General features: G+C 58.2%; 15 protein-coding genes and 3 tRNA genes. 5 read left to right on the top strand and 13 right to left on the bottom strand.

The window, feature by feature from the left end; translation table 11 throughout:
- Positions 1-156 precede the first annotated feature (156 nt).
- The 4 genes from F6V25_RS01795 to F6V25_RS01780 form a co-directional block, all read right to left on the bottom strand.
- Positions 157-232, bottom strand: a tRNA-Lys gene (locus F6V25_RS01795).
- A gap of 43 nt (positions 233-275) precedes the next feature.
- Positions 276-353: transfer RNA gene (locus tag F6V25_RS01790), tRNA-Glu, on the bottom strand.
- An 8-nt stretch (positions 354-361) separates the two neighbouring features.
- Positions 362-437 (bottom strand) — tRNA-Lys (locus F6V25_RS01785).
- A 64-nt stretch (positions 438-501) separates the two neighbouring features.
- Positions 502-1803: a sensor domain-containing diguanylate cyclase gene (locus tag F6V25_RS01780; protein WP_151126675.1), complete on the bottom strand. Its 1302-nt coding sequence runs from the start codon at positions 1801-1803 to the stop codon at positions 502-504.
- 104 nt (positions 1804-1907) lie between these two features.
- On the opposite strand from F6V25_RS01780, the gene F6V25_RS01775 reads away from it, so the two are divergent.
- On the top strand, positions 1908-3056 hold the full coding sequence (locus tag F6V25_RS01775) for a DUF362 domain-containing protein (RefSeq protein WP_151126674.1): 1149 nt from the start codon (positions 1908-1910) through the stop codon (positions 3054-3056).
- On the opposite strand, the gene F6V25_RS01770 is transcribed toward F6V25_RS01775, so the two are convergent.
- The 9 genes from F6V25_RS01770 to gatC all read right to left on the bottom strand — a co-directional run bounded on the left by F6V25_RS01770 (position 3053) and on the right by gatC (position 12060).
- Positions 3053-3493, bottom strand: a complete 441-nt coding sequence (locus F6V25_RS01770) for a TraR/DksA family transcriptional regulator (RefSeq protein ID WP_149307415.1) — start codon at positions 3491-3493, stop codon at positions 3053-3055. The genes F6V25_RS01775 and F6V25_RS01770 overlap by 4 nt on opposite strands.
- Before the next feature lie 102 nt (positions 3494-3595).
- Positions 3596-4912, bottom strand: coding sequence for a 30S ribosomal protein S12 methylthiotransferase RimO (gene rimO / locus F6V25_RS01765; RefSeq protein ID WP_246166940.1), 1317 nt, complete (start codon positions 4910-4912; stop codon positions 3596-3598).
- 98 nt (positions 4913-5010) lie between these two features.
- Positions 5011-5496 carry a YajQ family cyclic di-GMP-binding protein gene (locus F6V25_RS01760; RefSeq protein WP_149307416.1) on the bottom strand — a complete coding sequence of 162 codons (486 nt, stop codon included), beginning with the start codon at positions 5494-5496 and terminating at the stop codon, positions 5011-5013.
- Positions 5497-5612: 116 nt separating this feature from the next.
- Positions 5613-6329 carry a LolA family protein gene (locus tag F6V25_RS01755; RefSeq protein ID WP_151126670.1) on the bottom strand — a complete coding sequence of 239 codons (717 nt, stop codon included), beginning with the start codon at positions 6327-6329 and terminating at the stop codon, positions 5613-5615.
- Positions 6330-6428: 99 nt separating this feature from the next.
- Entirely contained in the window at positions 6429-8060 is a 1632-nt protein-coding gene (locus F6V25_RS01750) for a chemotaxis protein CheA (RefSeq protein WP_151126668.1), read from the bottom strand.
- A gap of 3 nt (positions 8061-8063) precedes the next feature.
- A complete protein-coding gene (locus tag F6V25_RS01745) occupies positions 8064-8429 on the bottom strand; it encodes a response regulator (RefSeq protein ID WP_151126666.1) in 366 nt (121 codons plus the stop codon).
- Positions 8430-8516: 87 nt separating this feature from the next.
- The gene (gene gatB / locus F6V25_RS01740; protein WP_151126664.1) at positions 8517-9959 is read right to left on the bottom strand and encodes an Asp-tRNA(Asn)/Glu-tRNA(Gln) amidotransferase subunit GatB; all 1443 of its coding nucleotides are present in this window, start codon (positions 9957-9959) and stop codon (positions 8517-8519) included.
- Between the two features lie 197 nt (positions 9960-10156).
- A complete protein-coding gene (gene gatA, locus F6V25_RS01735; protein WP_151126662.1) occupies positions 10157-11614 on the bottom strand; it encodes an Asp-tRNA(Asn)/Glu-tRNA(Gln) amidotransferase subunit GatA in 1458 nt (485 codons plus the stop codon).
- A 158-nt stretch (positions 11615-11772) separates the two neighbouring features.
- Complete coding sequence (gene gatC / locus F6V25_RS01730; protein WP_151126660.1) at positions 11773-12060, bottom strand: Asp-tRNA(Asn)/Glu-tRNA(Gln) amidotransferase subunit GatC; 288 nt, start codon at positions 12058-12060, stop codon at positions 11773-11775.
- 513 nt (positions 12061-12573) lie between these two features.
- Here gatC and F6V25_RS01725 point away from each other — a divergent pair.
- From F6V25_RS01725 to F6V25_RS01710, 4 genes are all read left to right on the top strand, one after another.
- Positions 12574-14154, top strand: coding sequence for an alginate export family protein (locus F6V25_RS01725; RefSeq protein ID WP_151126658.1), 1581 nt, complete (start codon positions 12574-12576; stop codon positions 14152-14154).
- A 168-nt stretch (positions 14155-14322) separates the two neighbouring features.
- Positions 14323-15858 (top strand): VCBS repeat-containing protein, encoded by a 1536-nt coding sequence (locus F6V25_RS01720; protein ID WP_151126656.1) that lies wholly within the window; start codon positions 14323-14325, stop codon positions 15856-15858.
- Positions 15859-15991: 133 nt separating this feature from the next.
- Complete coding sequence (locus F6V25_RS01715; RefSeq protein ID WP_151126654.1) at positions 15992-17314, top strand: ATP phosphoribosyltransferase regulatory subunit; 1323 nt, start codon at positions 15992-15994, stop codon at positions 17312-17314.
- Between the two features lie 140 nt (positions 17315-17454).
- Entirely contained in the window at positions 17455-18747 is a 1293-nt protein-coding gene (locus tag F6V25_RS01710) for an adenylosuccinate synthase (protein ID WP_151126652.1), read from the top strand.
- The last annotated feature ends 62 nt before the right edge of the window (positions 18748-18809 follow it).

Below are 18809 nucleotides of genomic sequence, written 5' to 3'. Positions count from 1 at the left end.
CACGAGGGGAGAGGGAGATGAGTCGGGAACCGGGGCACGGACAAACGGGATGTCTGCGCCCCGCTCGGGAAACGGTGGTGTTCATCGCCCCGGGGTGCGGAATCCTGGACATCAAAACAAAAAAAGGACCTGACAAGGTGTCAGGTCCTTAAATTTTGGTGGGCACAGACGGGATCGAACCGTCGACCTGCCGATTAAGAGTCGGCTGCTCTACCAGCTAAGCTATGTGCCCAACGAAATAAGGCCCCGGACGTAATGTCCAGGGCCGTTGTTTTTGGCGTCCCCTACCGGATTTGAACCGGTGTCGCCGCCGTGAAAGGGCGGTGTCCTGGGCCGGGCTAGACGAAGGGGACGTTTTCAGTGGTGAGCCGCGTTGGGATCGAACCAACGACCACCTGATTAAAAGTCAGGTGCTCTACCAACTGAGCTAGCGGCTCAAAGAGAATTGCATTTTTACAATATAAATAAGATTGAGTCAACAATTATTTTCATCCTTAACAATTAATCTCCGACAATGCCATCATCCTCAACGAGAGGCTGCTCTGCCGTGCGCCCTTTTTTGTCGTACTTATCCTGATACATGCGCCGGTCGGCCAGCTTGAGGGCGGCGGGGAGTTCGGATGCGTCACAGGCAGTTGCCACCCCCAGGGACAGGCCGCGCGAATAACCGTTTTTTTCCCTTCTTGGGTGGCATTCATCTTGGATGATGCGCCGCACCGCTGCCTGGGCGGTTTCCAAGTCGGTGTGCGGCAGCAGCACGGCGAATTCATCCCCGCCGATACGGGAAACGACGTCACCGGCCCGAAAGGCGGACAGGAGCAAATCTGCAGCCATGCGAATCAACCGGTCCCCCTCATCATGACCGTAGTTGTCATTGATCGTCTTGAGGCCATCAATATCGGCGATGACAATACTGACCGGAAAATCCCGGCTGGCCGCCAGCCGGCTCATCTCGGCCTCGAAATACGCCCTGTTATAAAGGTTGGTGAGCGAGTCGTGGGTGCTGAGATACCGCAGGTTCTCTTCATAGTGCTTGCGCTCGGTAATATCCTGGGATACCTTGAGATACTTGATGACGGACCCCTCGGAGTTGCGTAGCGGGCAAAACTTTGCCAACTCCCAATAAACCTGGCCGTCCTTGCGGCAATTGGCCAACTCGCACTCCCACTCCTCTCCCGCCCTGATACTGTTCCAGAGTTCCTGGTAAAGTTCGGGGGGGGTGAGATCCGACTTGAGGATGCGCGGATTCTGCCCGATGACCTCCTCAGCGCTGTAGCCGGTCACCTTGGTAAATGTCGCATTGACATATTCTATGGTGCCGTTGAGGTCCGTGATGAGAACCGAGGTGGGGGCCTGTTCCATGGCCTGGGAGAGCAGATTGAGGGATTCGTCCTGTTTTCTGAGACGGCGCTTGAGGTTGACGTAATCACAGCATTGGGCCACCGCCTCCGTAAGCTTGGCGAAATCGACCGGTTTGCCGATGTAATGGTTGATGCCGATCGAGACGCAATCCAGCAGGTATTCGGTATCGCTGAATGCCGACAAAACGATGACGGGGCAATCCGGCTGAAGGCGACGAATTTCGTGAACCATGGTCATACCGTCCATGGCCGGCATCCTGATATCGGTCACCACGACATCAGGGGCATGGGCCCGGTACATATCGAGCCCCGCCCTGCCGTTGGCGGCGACATAAAGGGTACCGACCACACGCATGAGCAGGCGTGAAACCGTATCCCTGGTGATTTGATCGTCCTCGACATACAGCAAGGATATGTCGTTATAGAGAACCGGTGGCGCCATGGCTTCAAACCGATTTCGTATTGGATTCCCCTGTATCCACCAGTGTATCGCATAATCGGCCCGCCGCAAGTAGGTCGGCGGGGCGCCCGACAAAGGAAGCCAGAATGAAAAAAGTAAGCCTTGCCCAGTGCAACGATTATGATCCCACCCGGGTGCGGGAGGCAATAGTCTCGCTTCTGGAGCCGTTGGGCGGCATCGGGGCCTTCGTACGGCCGGGAGAGCGGGTCTTGCTCAAGCCCAACCTGCTGGCCGCCAAAGCTCCGGAAGCGGCGGTAACCACCCACCCTGCCGTTGTGAAGGCTGTTGCGGAATTGGTCAGGGAGGCCGGAGGCCGGGTTCTGATCGGCGACAGCCCCGGTATCGGCGGGTTCCGGAAGGTGGCCGACAAAAGCGGCATCAGCCAGGCGGCCCGGGAGAATGGCGCCGAACTGGTTGCATTCGACGAGACCATCGAGCTCAATGGCGCGGGGACCTTCCGCCGCATCGCCATAGCGCGGGCTTACTGGGAGGCGGACAAGGTCATCAACCTGCCCAAGCTGAAGACCCACGAGATGATGACCATGACGTGCGCGGTGAAGAACCTTTTCGGCGTAGTTGTGGGGGCGGAAAAGCCGGCGTGGCACCTCAAGGCAGGAACCTCGCGCGAACAGTTCGCCCGGCTGCTGCTGGAGATCTATCTGCTGAAAAAACCGGCCCTGAATATTGTGGATGCCATCGTGGCCATGGAGGGGAACGGCCCCGGAAGTGGCGACCCGATCAAATTGGGCGCATTGATCGCCGGCGTCAATCCGGTGGCGGTGGACACGGTGGCCGGCCGCCTGGCCGGGATACCCGCAGAGCTGCTCCATGTGGAACGGGAAGCGGCACGCATGGGGCTGCCGGGGACGGAGATCGGCGCACTGGAACTTTTCGGCGTGCCCCCCGACCGCTTCGGGGGGAAGCGGTTCAAACTCCCCACCGGCCTGGATGTTCAATTCGGCCTGCCGACCTTTATCAAAAATGGCCTCAGGCGCCACCTTCTGTCATTCCCCGTGGCCGACGCCCGCCGCTGCGTGCTGTGTGGCATTTGCCGGGACGCCTGCCCGCCGAAAGCCATACAAATAAAAAACAGCTCCCTGGTGGTCAACCAAAAGAGCTGTATTCGTTGTTGGTGCTGCCGCGAATTGTGCCCCCACGACGCCATGCAGGTGCGGCGAGGGGCGCTATTGAGGATAGCAACGGCCTTCAGCCGTTCACGGGGAAAACGGCGCTAGGCGTCTTCTTCCTCGCCGCCGAGGGGAATCTCGCGGTAGGTGCGGTCCTCCTCAAAGCGCTTGGTCTGGGCCTGGAGCTTTTCCAGATCGGATTTGCACTTGACGCAATACCGCGCGAACGGCATGGCCTTGAGCCGCCCCAAGGGGATTTCCTCTTCACACTCTTCGCAAAGGCCATACTCTCCCTCGTCGATTCTCAGGAGGGCCTCGTCGATATTGTGCAATTTTTCCCGTTCCCGGTCACCCAATAAAAGCCCGAGTTCGCGATCCCGCTCCGATGAGGCCTGGTCATAGATGTCGCCGCTCGGTTCTCCGACGGCTGTGGTTTCGGCGCCGTTCTTGACAGTTTTGGATATTTCCCGCAGGGTATCCTCCTTCATTTGTTGAAGGATTTCCCTAATTTCCTGCCATTTCTTTTTTGCCGGTTTCGTGGCCATGTTGCCCTCACTCCCCTGGTCTGCTTTCGTACCACCCCTGAAAAGGGGGCAAACTATTGCAGAAAACAGATTGTTTGTCAAGCCAAACAACCGGAGGCATTATCAGACGACTATTTCACCGATCAGGTCGTAATCCGACGAGTCCGTGACCTTGAGAGAAACGATATCACCCACCTCGGCGGTTCCGGCGGTGATATAGACCTGCCCGTCGATATCCGGCGCCTGGCGCGACGAGCGTCCCCTCAGGAGCAGGTCGGTTTCTTCGCTGTACCCCTCCACGATGACCTGTTCCGTGGCACCGATGAGGGCCCGGTTGCGACGGAATGACAGTCGCGCCTGGGCGCGCATCAACTTGCGGTAGCGCTCGCGCTTGACCCGTTCCGAGACCTGGTCCGGCATGGAGGCTGCCGGCGTATTCTCTTCCCGGGAGTAGCAGAAGACCCCGAGGCGATCGAATTGGGTCTGCTCGATGAACTGCATCAGGCTGGCAAAATCGTCCACCGTTTCGCCCGGAAAACCGACGATCAGCGAGGTGCGCAGCGCAATGCCGGGGATCTCCCGGCGCAAGGTAGCGATCAGGTTCCGAATCTGAGCCTCGCTGCTCCGGCGGTTCATCCGTTTGAGAACCGGGTCGGCGATATGCTGGATCGGAATATCCAGATACTTGCAAATCTTGGGTTCGTCGCGAATCAACTCGATCAGGCCGTCGGTGATCCCGTCGGGATATGCGTACAAGAGACGAATCCACCGAATCCCCTCAATGGCAGCCAACCGGCGCAGCAATGTTTCTAGGGTGGAACCGTCGTCCAGGTCGCTGCCGTAACGGGTGACATCCTGGGAGATGACATTGATCTCTTTGACCCCGCGGGCGGCCAGCCGCTCCGCCTCGGCCACCAGCGACTCCAGCGGCCGGGACCGGTAGGCGCCCCGTAGCTGGGGGATCACGCAGTACGAGCAGCAATTGGAACAACCTTCGCCGATTTTGAGATAGGAATACCATGCGGGCGAAGAGTTGAGGCGCGGCAATGTTTCGTCATAGATGTAATCCGGGTCGCCGACGTAGCGCAGCTGGCCGTCGGAACCTTTCTTCTCCGCCAGAATCTCGGCAATGCGGGGGTAATCGCCGGTGCCGATAAAGATATCCACCTCGGGCAGGTCGTTGGCCAACTCCTCCTGATACCGCTGCGGCAGGCAGCCGGAGACGATCAGGGTGTGGCAGCGCCCGTCGTGTTTGCGTTCCGCCAAGTCCAAAATGGCGTCGATGCTCTCCTGCTTGGCCTCCTTGATGAACGAGCAGGTATTGACGATGATCACGTCCGCATCCTTTTCGTCGGTCGTAATCTCGTAGTCATCCTTGGCAAGCACACCGAGCATGACCTCGGCATCCACGAGGTTTTTGGGGCAGCCCAGGCTGACCATACTGACTTTTTGTTTAACGCTTTCGCTCACGAACACCCCTTTTATTTGAATAACTGCGCAGAGGATGGAAAATCCCCCGCTCTTCATACCGGCCGAAGCTACTCCCTGAAATTCACGAACTGCATCTCCACCCCCAGGTCCTTCCCCTTGAGGAGTTGAATCGTTTCCTGCAGGTCGTCCCGGTTCTTGCCGGTTACCCGCACTTGGTCATCCTGGATTTGCGCCTGCACTTTCACCTTGCTTTCCTTGATGACGGCTATGATCTCCTTACCCTTCTCCTTGGAGATTCCTTGCTGGACCGTGATGAGCTGCCGCACCATCCCACCCGAGGCAGGTTCGACCTTGCCGTACTGCAAGGCCTTGATGGAGATATTGCGCTTGAGGAACTTGGACTGGAGCACGTCGACCACGGCCTTGAGCTTGTAGTCGTCGTCAGCCAAAATCTTGACGGCATCCTTCTCCTGGCTGATCTCGCTCTTGGACCCCTTGAAGTCGTAGCGTTGGCCGATTTCCTTGATCGCCTGATTGATCGCGTTGTCCACTTCCTGCATATCCACTTTTGAAACGATGTCGAATGACGGCATAGAGACACCCTCCGAAGATATACTAGTATAATACATCCCATCGAAACCGTACAGGGGATGCACTGCAAACGTTCGGCCCGGCATGCTTGCGAGCCCTTGTGATGGATAGCGCCGCCTTATGGCTTGACGACTGCAACCCCTGCGGGGACCTTGAAGTTGAACTTGTTGCTGTCCAACCCCTTGTTGACCCTGACATGGCTGTAGTCGATGCGGGTCTGGTTGCCGCCGGCATCATGCACGACCGACGCCTGCACCGGGAAGAGGTCCTGCACGTTTCCCTGGCGCAGAAAACGCTCCACCGCCTCTGCCGAAACCGTCAACTGGAGCCGCGCCAGGACCGGCGTAGGCTTTTTGGGGATCAATTCCAACTGGTAGTCGCCGTGTTTATCACGCTGTTCCTTGGCAAAGGAAACGGTGAAATCCCGCGACACATGGCCCAGGCCGGTCAGATAGGAGAGCGCGATGGCATTGCCACCCTTGAACATTTCGGCCACCGTGCTGACCATCACCTGCCGGTTTTCGGGCAAGTAGAACCAGACCTGTTTGCCGTTGGAAACGATCTGCTGTTTGGGCTTTGCATAGTTGAAACGGAACATGGCTGTGCTGGAAGCGGGCCGTTTCAGGAATACTTCGCCGCTGCCCTTCTGTTCGCGGCCGACCCCGGCGATAAGCGTCCGTTGAGAAAAATCGGCGTGAACATCCTGCAGGCCTGCATACCCTTTTTCCAGCGCCCCGATCACATCTTTGAGACTTGCAGGCTTATCGGCAGCCTGCAACGGTGTCCAGACCAAAACCAGCAGAAGGGACAAACTGCATGTTAACCAGCGTATCATGGTGTAACCTTTCCTGAAAAATGCAAAATGGCGTAACCCGGTCGTTAATTTTGCCACAGGACCGCATCTATCGCAACCGCTTTTGAAAATTGGGTCGCATTACAGCGCAGTGGCATCAATGACATATACGATACGGCCATCCCCCGTGATGGCCCCGCCGGTAAGTCCTTTGATGCGGCTCAGCGGAATACCGAGCGGCTTCACAAAGATCTCTCTCTGGCCGAGCAGACGATCCGTAGCCAGTCCGAGCGTTGTGTCACCCGCTTCGATCACGACCGTCGGGACAAACGCCCGCGCATCTGGTGTCGGCGCTTGTCCGAGCAGACGGTTGAGATTTTTGAGAGGCACCTGCCTGCCGTCGAGCATGAAAAAGAACTGCTCCCGCTCCTGGAATATCTCCTCGCGCCTGAGTTCAATGGTGCGCTTGACGGCATTGACCGGAAAGGAGACCGTCAGGGGGCCGCACTCCACCAAAAGGGCATGGATGATCGAGACCGAAATGGGGAGTCTTAGCAGGAAACGACTTCCCCGTCCCACCTCCGATTCGATGACGAGTCCGCCCCCCAAGGCGTGCACAGCAACCCTGACGGCATCCATGCCAACACCACGGCCCGAGATGTCGCTTACGGTTTCAGCCGTGGAAAAACCGGGGGCACAGATCAGCATGAGCGCCTCATGCCGCGTCAGGGCATTGGCCTGTTCCCTGTTGATCATCCCCTTTTCCACCGCCTTTTCGGCGAGCCTTTCGGGGGCCATGCCCCGCCCGTCGTCGGCAATGACGATATTCACACAATCCTTGTCGCGGGTTACGACGATGCGGATCGTACCGAGGCCGGGCTTGCCGACAGCGATCCGCTCTTCGGGCATCTCCATGCCGTGGTCAACGGCATTGCGCAGGATGTGCACCAGCGGTTCGCTTATCTCCTCGAGAATCCCCCGATCCAGTTCAATCTCCTTCCCCTCCACCTGGAAGAGGATCTCCTTGCCTTGCTTGCGAGACAGATCGCGCACCAAGCGGGGGAAACGGTCGGCAACAAAGGAGAAGGGGAGCATGCGGGCCTGGAACACCTCGTCCCGCAGTTCCCGCAGCAGCATGGAAAGACGGTTGAGCGGCTCTTCGAGTTGTGCGCCCTCGCAGCGCAACGCACGGTCGGCCAGGCGGTAACGTGTTGTGAGCAACTCGCCGGTGATGTTGACCAACCGGTCCAGGGTTTCTGTCTTGACGCGGACGCTTTTGAAGGAATCGGTGTGTCGGGGCTGATGATCCGGGGCCGGGCCGCCCTGATCGCGATCATCGATTCCAGGTGCAACATCTGCGGCGGCGACCGGTGGTGCAGGGGGGGATGGATTGCCGGCAGCGTCGAAGCCGGCCAGTCGATTGATCAGGTCGGTGGTATCCGGCAAGCGCTCGTCATCGGCTTCGATTGCCGAGATCATTGCGGTGAGGGCGTCGCTCCCTTCCAGCAGGATGTCGGCCAGGCCCGGGCTAAAACTGAACGCTCCGCTCCGCACCTTGCCCAAAAGGTCTTCCATGCGATGGGCAAGGTCGGCGATGGCTTGATACTGCATGGTTGCCGCCATCCCCTTGAGCGAATGGGCATGGCGGAACAACTCGTCGATGGCGCTCTGGTCGGCGGGGCTATCCTCAAGCATGACAACCAGCTCATTGAATACCTGGATGTGTCCCTTGGATTCTGAGACGAACAAATCCCGGTATTGGGACATATCCATGGGTCATTCCCCCAGGCTTTCCAGCGCTTCCGCAATCTTTTCCGGGCTGAAGGGCTTCTGGACATAGAACCGGGCGCCCAGATCCAGCCCCTTCTTGACAATCGCCTCCTGGCCGATGGCCGAGCAGAGGATCACCTTGGCCTGCGGCTTCATCTTATGAATAAAATCGAGCAGTTGTATCCCATTGGCGTCGGGCAGGATGATATCCAGGAAAATGATGTCCGGGTCGCAGGCGTGGAGTTTTTTCATGGTCTCTATGCCGCTGGCCGCCTCGGCCGCAACGGTATAGCCCTTGTCTCTCAGGATTGTGCCGAGAATGGTGCGCATGAAAAGGGCGTCATCGACGATCATCACCTTAGCATTACTCATTGTGGCCTCCATTGCACTCATGGGCAGCAAATCGGGTACATAAACAGCGAGATGCGGCGCGAAACCATCCGTGACGGCTACCGGGTATTATCCTTTGAGTTTGGCCAGTAAAAGCTCGTTCACCACCGCCGGGTTGGCCTTGCCCTTGCTGGCCTTCATGACCTGCCCGACAAAGAAGCCGAACACCTTTTCCTTGCCCCCCCGGAACTCTTCCACCTGGGCGGCATTGGCGGCAATGATCTCATCGATAACGGCTTCAATCGCTCCGCTGTCGGAGACCTGGGCCAATCCCTGTTTTTCCACGATCGACTTGGGGTCTCCGCCGTTTTTCCACATCTCTTCAAAGACCGTCTTGGCAATCTTGCCCGAAATGGCGCCACTGTCGATCAGCTTGATCAGTTCGGCCAATTGGCGCGGGATGACGGGACATGCCGCGATGGACGTTCCCGAATCGTTGAGCGCCCGGGTCACCTCGCCCATCAGCCAGTTGGATACGGCCTTGGCATTGTGGTGAAAGGCCACGCACTCTTCAAAGTAATCGGCCAGTTCGTGGCTGGCGGTGATAACCTCCGCATCGTACTCCGACAACCCCATCTCGGTGATGAAACGCTGCTGCCGATGCTCGGGGAGTTCCGGCAATTCCTTTTGCGCACGCTGTACCCAATCGGCGCTGATTACCAAGGGCACCAGGTCGGGATCGGGGAAATAACGGTAGTCGTGGGCCTCTTCCTTGCTGCGCATGGAACGGGTCGCCCCACTGTTCGGGTCAAACAGGCGCGTTTCCTGAACCACGCTGCCCCCGTCCTCGATCAGGTCGATCTGGCGCTGGATCTCGTACTCGATGGCCTGTTTGACGAATTTGAACGAGTTGACGTTCTTGATCTCGGCCCGGGTGCCGAGGGTATCGGAACCGACCGGCATGACCGAGACGTTCGCGTCGCAGCGAAAACTGCCCTCTTCCATGTTGCCGTCGCAGATCCCCAGCCAGGTCACGATCCGGTGCAACTGTTTCAGATAGGCCACCGCTTCATCCGATGAGCGCAGATCCGGTTCGGAAACGATCTCAAGAAGCGGCGTGCAGGCCCGGTTCAGGTCAACCCCGGAGCCGTTCTCCAGGCCGGGGACGTCGCCATGCACCAGTTTGCCCGCATCCTCTTCCATGTGGATACGGGTGATGCCGATACGCTTGGGCCCCTGCCCTTCCAACTGGATATCGAGCCACCCCTTGCGGCAGATCGGATCCTCGAACTGGCTGATCTGGTATCCCTTGGGGAGGTCGGGATAAAAGTAGTTCTTGCGGGCAAAGACGCTATGATGGGCGATGGTGCAATTGGTGGCCAGCCCGGCCCTGATGGCAAATTCAACCACCTTCTTGTTGAGCACCGGCAAGGCGCCCGGCAGCCCCAGGCAGACGGGGCAGGTCTGGGAGTTGGGCTCGGAACCGAAGGTCGTGGAACAGCCGCAGAATATTTTTGACCCGGTTTTTAGCTGAGCATGGACCTCAAGGCCGATAACAGGTTGGAATTTCATGGGTAGTTACTCCGAAAAACTAAGTTTAAACCCTCAATACACAAATAAACCTGCCACAGGGACACGGAGACACAGAGGTTCACAGAAATTTCATCGAGAAAAGCAGCCGTGACCATGAAAAGGGGTTGTTTCTTGAAGACACACAAAGATTTTCTCCGTGTCTCTGTGTCTCTGTGTCTCCGTGGCAGATTTTAAAATTAAATCTCCGCCTTCCTCATATGCCACTCCGTGGCCTGTTCGAAGGCGTGGCCCGCACGCAGGATGGTCTCCTCGCCAAAGGGCTTGCCGATCAGTTGCAGGCCGATGGGGAGGCCGGAAGCGGAGAAACCGGCCGGTACGGACATGGCGCAGGTACCGGCCAGGTTGACCGGGATGGTGAAGATATCCGACAGGTACATCTGCAACGGGTCATCGACCATCTCGCCGATCTTGAAGGCCGGCGTCGGGGCCACCGGGGTCAGGATCGCATCCACATGCTCGAAGGCGCGGGTGAAATCGCCCATGATCAGCGTGCGCACCTTCTGGGCCTTGACGTAATAAGCATCATAGTAACCGGAGGAAAGGGCGTAGGTGCCCAGCATGATGCGGCGCTTGACCTCGGCCCCGAACCCCTCGCTACGGCTTTTGGTCATCATGTCGATCAGCCCTTCGGCCTGCTCGCTGCGATGCCCGAAACGGACGCCGTCGTAACGAGCCAGATTGGAGCTGGCCTCGGCAGTGGCGATCAGATAATAGGTCGCCACGGCATAGTCGGTGTGGGGCAGGGATATTTCAACGAATTCCGCCCCCAGCCGGCGATAGGTCTCGATGGCCCGGTCCATGGCCGCCTGAACGTCCCGGTCGAGGCCATCGATATAGTACTCCTTGGGCAGGCCGATCCTCAGGCCCTTGATGTCGCCGGTCAAGGCGGCCGTGTAATCGGGAACCGGCGCGTTGACGCTGGTGGAATCCTTGGGGTCGTAGCCGGCAACCGCCCCCAGCATGATGGCACAATCGGTTACGTCCCGCGTGATCGGGCCCACCTGGTCAAGGGAGGACGCAAACGCGATCACGCCGTAGCGCGAAACGCGGCCATAGGTGGGCTTGAGGCCGACACAGCCGCAGTGGGAGGAGGGCTGACGAATGGAGCCGCCGGTATCGGTGCCCAGGGTCGCCGTTGCCTGTCGGGCGGCAATGGCCGCCGCCGAGCCGCCGGACGAACCGCCCGGGATGCGGGCGGTATCCCAGGGGTTGCGGGTAACGCCAAAGGCGCTGGATTCGTTGGATGACCCCATGGCGAATTCGTCCTGATTGAGCTTGCCCAAAAGCACGGACCCGCAGTCGCGCAGCCGCTCCCAAGCGGTGGCGCTGTAGGGGGGGATAAAGTTGTGGAGCATGCGCGAACCACAGGTGGTGCGGATACCTTCGGTCAGAAAGATGTCCTTGAGGGCCAGGGGAATCCCCGTGAGGATGTGGGCATTTCCGGAAGCGATGCGCCGGTCGGCGGCTGCCGCTTCGGCCAGGGCCGACTCAGGGGTCCGGGTGATGAATGAACCGACACGGTCCTCGACCGATTCGATGCGCTCCAGCATGGCCCGGGTCGCTTCAACGGATGACACCCTACCCGCATGCAACCAATTATTTAGTTGCTTAATAGTGCATTCAAAAATATCCATTTGAAGAGCATCTCCAATTTTTAGAGCATTTCACAGCAAAATCTTGCCCGTAACGCAAACGAAACATTACGGCAACTCCATCTCCAATTTTGCAGCGTATGGTGTGCAACTTATGTGCTTTGAACCTTGCGGCAAGCAGGCCCGCCACACAGGCATCATCATTCGATAACCTTCGGCACGCGGTAGAAGCTGTCGGCCTTGTCCGGAGCATTGGCAAGGGCCTTCGCGACACCAAGGGAAGGGCGGGTTGCGTCCTCGCGGAAAGCGTTTTCCACCGGAACGGCATGGGAGGTGGGGCGGATATCGGCGGTGTCAAGCTCATTCAACTTTTCCACATAGCCGAGAATCGCATCCATCTGGCCGGCAAAAAGGTCCGTTTCGGCCTTGTTCAACTCCAGGCGGGCCAAACGGGCCACATACTCAACGTCGGCAACCGATATTTTCATGACACCATGCTCCACTAACAGAGAAATTAGTCCTTGCGAGGAGTGTTTTGTAGCATGAAACAGGGTTCTTGACAACCACGTTCACGGCACCGCCCACGGGCTGTGAAGCCCCGTGGAAACCACTTTTTGCTTGACTTCGGTTTTATTTATTGTATATTTTGCTCAACTTTTTAGAACATATCCTGAAACAGACGATCCGCCAAAATAGCTATCCTGTTGTTATATTGTCACTTTTATTCTTTCAAGCGACAACGACCAAGGGAGCGAATGACACTGTGAACCGTTTCGGAGAATCATCGAAAAAAGCGCGAAGGTCTTCTATTACCTCCAGGCAACCTGTCTCAGACAGGATGTTTGGAGGTATTTGTGTTTTATAGCCATGATTTCACAGCAGTTACGACGTTGCCTGATGCCAAATTTCGTAATGAAAGGTGGTGATCATCGAAAACGAAATTGATCTGTTTGCAGTTCGCAGTAGTATCAAGCATTTAATAAAAATTGAAGGAGGCACACATGAGTATCAAAAAAAGGATTCTGGCAGTTGCAGCAGCAAGCGCCCTCGGCGCCATGGCCGCTGTGCCGGCAATGGCATTCGAGAACGAATTCCACGGCAGCTACACCCTGAAATATTTTCTGTCCAACTATGAGCAGGGCGGCGGCGGCATTATTCTCCCCTCCGCCAACACCGCCACTACGGGTACAGGTGTTTCGGGCAATACGACGGCAAACCTGAAAACCAACAACTATTTCGAGCAGCGCGCCCGCCTGTTCTACACTGCCAAAGCCAATGACGACCTGAAACTGGTGACCGGTTTCGAGATCGACTCCGTCTGGGGCGACAGGGCCCAGGGAAATACATACCGTAACAGCGGCGCCGCCCTCGAATCCGACGCCGTCAACCTGGAAACGAAATGGGTCTATCTGCAATTCAAGATACCGTCCACCCCCACCACGGTCATTGCCGGTGTCCAGCCCTTCAAGGACAACCTCAAAGGAATCTTCGCCGATTTTGACGCCGCCGGCGTCGTTACCTCGACCAAGATGGACAATGCTACCGTTGTTGCCGGCTATTTCCGCGGTTACGATGGCGCCTTCGGCGGCAGCCTGACCACCAACTCCAGCACCGGTACCAACGTCAACGGCACCACCAACGGCGTCGCAAAAAGTGGCATCCTCGGCAACCAGGACCTGAATATCGGCGCCCTTGAATTCAAGTATGCCCTCAGCAAGGATGCAAACATCGGCCTCGACTATTACGTCTATGAGGATGGCCGCAACACCAACCTCAATACTACCGCGTCCCCTGTCACTGCCAGCGACCTCCTGGTGCATGTCTTCGGACTCTACGGCGATGCCAAGGTCGGTCCCGTGACCCTGAGCGGCTTTGCCGCCTACCAGGGCGGGGTTATCAGGAGCATCAACGGCTCTGCCGATAGCGCCTATCTGAACTCCCTGGCCTACAACGTAGCCGCCAAGGCCGCCGTCGGCCCCGGCAGCCTGCACAGCGCCCTGCTCTTCACCTCCGGCAACAGCAGCAACCCCGGCAAGCACTTGACCGGTTGGGTCGGCACCACCCAGACCCAGGGCGCGACTTCGAATGGGTCAGCCGTATGGAACAGCACTGGCGGCAACGGCACCTGCTCCTACAACGAATCCGGCATGATGCTCCTCAACCGCAACGCCCTCAGCCAAGGCACCACTTCCGACTATGGTATCGCTTACAATACCGGCAACGGCACCAATCCGGTCAATGCACAGGGCATGTACCTCTACACCCTGGGTTATGACCTTTCCGTCACCCCCAAGGCCTATGTTAACACGAATGTCGGCTTCCTCTGGACCGCTCACAACAACTCCCTGAAGCCGAAGGATCTCAACACGAATGCCCAGAACAGCAGCAACTTCCAGGGCACTGAAATCAACGTGGAAACTGGTTACAAGATGTACGACAACCTGACCGCCAAGTTCCAGGCTGCCTATGTTATCCTGGGCGGCTACTACAAAAACTCTGCATACAAAGCCGGTAACTCCGGAGCCGCCACAGACCCGGACAACCCCTACACCGCACGTGTTGTGCTGAGCTACGCATTCTAAACCGTTTCATCTGTAATAAACCCTTGAGGGCGGGAGCAATCCCGCCCTTTTTTTTTGACATGTCCGGCCTATTTTGCGATAATCCCACGGCCTACTGTTATTCATCATTTCAATACAGAATTGACCGTCCCGAAACAAATGTTCCCCGAAACAGGCTGAGGAGAAACCATGAAGAAACTAATCGTCCTGCTTGCCGTGCTATTCCTTCCGCTGGTGGCACTGCCTGCTTTTGCAGCCCAGGTGCGGGTGTTCGTGGCCGACATGAACGCCATCGGCGTGCCGAACAAAGATGAGATGAAAGCCACACTCCAGGCCCTGCTGGCCGCACGCCTCAATAGCGACAAGATCATAGCTGTCGGCAGCGCGGCCGAGGCCGATGCCGTGGTGAGCGGAACCTATATCGTTCTGGGCAAGGTTTTTAGCATGGATGCCATGGCCAGGACGAGCGCCGGCAAAACCCTGACTCGCGCCTACATCCAGGGCGACAGCAGTGAGGAACTGATCCCGTCGGTGGGAAAACTGGCGGAAAAGCTGGCTGCCGAACTGGACAAGGTTTATTTCAGCGGGCAACCGGCACCCGGCGCTCCCGTGGCTGCCATTCCCGGGGTTGCAGCAGCAGTCACCGTAGCCGCTCAGGCACCGCTTGCTGCGCCAAAGTCCGATATCATCAAAAAAGAGCAGGTTAGCGTTGCCCCGGTCGCTGAGTTCATCAAACCCAAGGAAACGGAGCAGGGGAACACCGGCGGCTGGCAGAGCAAGCGCCTCACCGGTGCAGCCAATCTGGTGGCCCTGGGGGATACCCTGCCCGACGGCAGCCGCGAGGTGTTTCTGGCCGAGGACCGCCGCCTCTCCTACTATCGCAAGGGCAGCACCATGAAACTGGTTGCGGAGACGGAATTCAGAAATTCCGAGAAGATCCTCTCACTGGATACGATCACAGGCAGCAAGGGCCTTGAGATCTACGTGACGCTCATTCGCGGCGACGAACTCGCCTCCCAGGTCTGGCAGGTACAAGGCGACAAGCTGGTGAAGCTTGCCGGAGACCTGTCCTATTTCTTCCGCACCTTCAGCTTGGCCGGCGGGCCGAAAAAACTCTATGCCCAGGCAATGGGCCGTGACGCCGATTTCTATGGCGAGGTATTCGAGGCGACCCGCTCCGGCAACGAAATTTCCGTGAAAAACCCCATCAAGATGCCGCGCTTCGGCGACATCTACTCCTTTAACCAATTCCGCGACCAGGACGGCAAGATGTTTACTGCCGTCATCAACCCGGATGGTTACCTGATCATATACGACCAGGACCGGAAAGAGCTATGGCGCAGTAACGACAAGTTCGGCGGTTCGGAGTTGTATTTCCAGAAAGAGGACACCACGGTCAATGCCCGTGTAACCGGGGATAAATATCGCTGGATATTCATGAACATGCGTATTCAGGTAACAGCCGGAGGACTTATCCTGGTGGGCAAGAACGACGGGTTCTGGGTGCTGGGCAATGCCCGGGCCTATAAGAAGGGCACGGTCTACTGCATGGCTTGGAACGGCTCGACCCTGGAAGAAAAGTGGCGTACCCGCGATACCCAGAATTACATGCCGGACTATTATTTCGACGAGGCCAAAAACGAGCTTTTGATCCTGCAAACCGTGCAGCGCCCCGGGGTAACCACCCGCGGGGCGTCATCCCTGGCGATCAAGAAGGTGGAATAGTCCACCCACCCGGCCCCTAGGCAACACGGACCGGGAAGCCTCCCCTTCTTGTGGACGGCTTCCCGGTCCGAATTCTTTGTACTCGTCGCAGGCCGGGCGTGTGAAAGACAATCCTTTTCAGGAATAGATCTACATGACCATGTTATCACCCGACATTTCACTCCCCCGCGGCGTCAGCGACTTCCTGCCCGACGCCGCCGCCAAGATCGGTTTTATAGAAGCGAAGATTCGCCACGTCTTCGAGCTGTGGGGGTTTCGGCGCATTATCCCCCCTAAGCTGGAATATGAAGATGTGCTGACCATCGGCATGGGAGAGGAGCTGAAGGGCAAAACCTACCGTTTCGACGACCGTCAAACCGGGCGCCTGCTGGCTTTCCCGCCGGATATTACGCCGCAGATCGCCCGTATCGTGGCGACCCGCCTGTCCGGCTGGCCCCTACCCCACCGCATCAGCTACAGCGGGCGTGTCCTGCGCCAGACCGAAAGCCAGACCGGCCGCAGTCGGGAACTCTTCCAGTCGGGGGTGGAACTGATCGGTCTCGACTCGCCCGAGGCTGATGCGGAAATGGTGACCATGGCGATCGAGGCCATGCAACAACTCGGCTTCGACAACTTCAAGATCGACCTGGGACAGGTGGAGTTCTGCCGCGGGATCATGGCCGCCTCCGGCCTGGACGGCCAGCCGCTGCGGGAGTTGCAGGAGGCCATCGCGCGCAAGGATGTGTCGGCCGTGTCGAAGGTGCTGGCCGCCAGCACGGTTACGGAAGCATCCCGTCGCGAGATCGCAGCCCTGCCGCGCCTTTTCGGCGGGCGCGAAGTAGTGGCGGAGGCAGAGAAAGTGGTAGTCAACCAGCGTTCCCGCTCGGCGCTTGCGAACCTGCGCCAGGTGTTGGATATCCTGGATATCCACGGGGTCAGCGACCACCTGACCATAGACCTGGGAGAGATTCGTGGGCTGGGCTATCATACCGGCATCACCTTCGAGGGATTTGTCAGCGGTCTGGGCGAGCCGGTCTGCAGCGGCGGCCGCTACGACAACCTGACGGCCCGCTATGGTTTCGCCGCCCCGGCCACCGGCTTTACCTTTAACGTGCTCAGCCTGCTCCAGGCGCTGGAACGGCGGCCCGACGTTGAGGCCAGCACCACCCGCGACTTCCTGTTGTTCAACAGCCGCGACGACCGGCGCGAGGTACTGGAGGTGGCGCGCCTGCTCCGTTCCCGCGGTTACACCGCCGCACGGGACATCATCCGCAGGGAGTACGAAGACTCTCTGACCTATGCCCGCCGCATGAATATCCGCAGCATGCTGATCATTGGAGATGAAGCGTGCGGCAACGACACCTATACCGCCGTGCGTGTCCGTGACGGCAAACGGTTCAAAATCACCAGGGAAATGCTACTGAACGAAGATCTTGTTACTTTTATTGAAGAAAACCAGCAGGCTATTGAAAACTAAGGCTGTTCAAAAATAGTCAGATCGTCGCACCCGTAGAATGCCCTGAGGAGGCGTAGCAGCGCTACGCCGCACAAAAGGGCGTTCGAGGATGAAGGCCTGATGGCTGTTTTTCAACAACCTTCATAGGGAGACCACGAGACATGGCAAACGTTGTAGTCGTAGGAGCCCAATGGGGCGATGAAGGCAAGGGCAAGGTTGTCGATATCTACACAGAGCACGCCGATGACATCGTACGCTACCAGGGGGGCAACAACGCCGGCCATACCCTGGTGGTGGGGAGCGAAAAGGTCGTTCTGCACCTGATCCCCTCGGGCATACTGCACGAGGGCAAGCGCTGCATCATCGGCAACGGAGTGGTGCTGGACCCGGAGGTATTCATCCGGGAGATCACGAAACTGAAGGAGTCAGGGCGGATCAGCGACGATTCCTGCCTGCTGCTCTCCGAATCGCTGCACATCATCATGCCCTACCACAAACAGATCGACATCGCCCGTGAGGCCCAGAGCGGCGACAAGAAGATCGGCACCACCGGCCGCGGCATCGGCCCCTGCTACGAGGACAAGATCGGCCGGCGCGGCATCCGCCTGATGGACCTGCTTGACAAGGACATCTTCACCCGCAAGCTGCGGGAGGTACTGACCGAGAAAAACGTCATCCTGGAAAAACTGTTGGGCGAGGCGCCCTGCGACTTCAATGCTATCCTGGCCGAATACAGCGGCTATGCCGAGGTGTTGAAGAAGTACGTCGCCGATACCTCGCTGGTCCTCAGCAAGGATCTGAAGGCCGGCAAGAAGGCGCTCTTCGAGGGGGCACAGGGGACGCTCCTGGACGTGGACCACGGCACCTACCCCTACGTCACCTCGTCATCCACCTGCGCCGGCGGCGCCTGTACCGGCTCCGGTGTCAGCCCGCGTGATATCCACGAGATCATCGGCATCTCCAAGGCCTATGTCACCCGCGTGGGGAGCGGCCCCTTCCCGACCGAACTGCTGGACGCGACCGGCGAGCAGCTGCGCCAGGACGGTGGAGAATTCGGCGCAACCACCGGCCGTCCGCGGCGCTGCGGCTGGTTTGACGCCATGGTGGTCCGCTATGCCGTGCGGGTCAACGGACTGACCGGCATTGCCCTGACCAAGCTGGATGTGCTCTCCGATTTCGACACCGTCAAAATCTGCACCGGCTACACCTGCAACGGCAGGACCCTGGAGACCTTGCCCGCAAGCCTGGAACTCTTCGAACAGTGTCAGCCGGTCTACGAGGAACTGCCCGGCTGGAAGAGCGATATTACCGGAGCCCAGACCTATGAGGACCTGCCGCAGCAGGCCCGCGATTACGTCAAGCGCCTGGAAGAACTGGCCGGCTGCCCGATCGTGCTGGTTTCCGTCGGTCCGCGCCGCGACCAGACCATCATCCTGCGCAACCCGTTCGAATAACCGCTCTTTGACCAATAAAAAGCCCCCCGAGGTCTGAAGACTTCGGGGGGCTTTTTTATTGT

This window comes from Oryzomonas japonica (assembly GCF_008802365.1).
GTDB lineage: Bacteria > Desulfobacterota > Desulfuromonadia > Geobacterales > Pseudopelobacteraceae > Oryzomonas > Oryzomonas japonica.
Note: the sequence above shows the minus strand (reverse complement) of the source record. Positions and strands in the feature narration are given on the sequence as shown.

Bases quoted from the DNA above. Each gene is read 5' to 3' on its own strand.
- F6V25_RS01780 (WP_151126675.1), bottom strand. From the start codon at position 1,803: ATGGCGCCACCGGTTCTCTATAACGACATATCCTTGCTGTATGTCGAG.
- F6V25_RS01775 (WP_151126674.1), top strand. From the start codon at position 1,908: ATGAAAAAAGTAAGCCTTGCCCAGTGCAACGATTATGATCCCACCCGG.
- F6V25_RS01770 (WP_149307415.1), bottom strand. From the start codon at position 3,493: ATGGCCACGAAACCGGCAAAAAAGAAATGGCAGGAAATTAGGGAAATC.
- rimO (WP_246166940.1), bottom strand. From the start codon at position 4,912: ATGGTCAGCCTGGGCTGCCCCAAAAACCTCGTGGATGCCGAGGTCATG.
- F6V25_RS01760 (WP_149307416.1), bottom strand. From the start codon at position 5,496: ATGCCGTCATTCGACATCGTTTCAAAAGTGGATATGCAGGAAGTGGAC.
- F6V25_RS01755 (WP_151126670.1), bottom strand. From the start codon at position 6,329: ATGATACGCTGGTTAACATGCAGTTTGTCCCTTCTGCTGGTTTTGGTC.
- F6V25_RS01750 (WP_151126668.1), bottom strand. From the start codon at position 8,060: ATGGATATGTCCCAATACCGGGATTTGTTCGTCTCAGAATCCAAGGGA.
- F6V25_RS01745 (WP_151126666.1), bottom strand. From the start codon at position 8,429: ATGAGTAATGCTAAGGTGATGATCGTCGATGACGCCCTTTTCATGCGC.
- gatB (WP_151126664.1), bottom strand. From the start codon at position 9,959: ATGAAATTCCAACCTGTTATCGGCCTTGAGGTCCATGCTCAGCTAAAA.
- gatA (WP_151126662.1), bottom strand. From the start codon at position 11,614: ATGGATATTTTTGAATGCACTATTAAGCAACTAAATAATTGGTTGCAT.
- gatC (WP_151126660.1), bottom strand. From the start codon at position 12,060: ATGAAAATATCGGTTGCCGACGTTGAGTATGTGGCCCGTTTGGCCCGC.
- F6V25_RS01725 (WP_151126658.1), top strand. From the start codon at position 12,574: ATGAGTATCAAAAAAAGGATTCTGGCAGTTGCAGCAGCAAGCGCCCTC.
- F6V25_RS01720 (WP_151126656.1), top strand. From the start codon at position 14,323: ATGAAGAAACTAATCGTCCTGCTTGCCGTGCTATTCCTTCCGCTGGTG.
- F6V25_RS01715 (WP_151126654.1), top strand. From the start codon at position 15,992: ATGACCATGTTATCACCCGACATTTCACTCCCCCGCGGCGTCAGCGAC.
- F6V25_RS01710 (WP_151126652.1), top strand. From the start codon at position 17,455: ATGGCAAACGTTGTAGTCGTAGGAGCCCAATGGGGCGATGAAGGCAAG.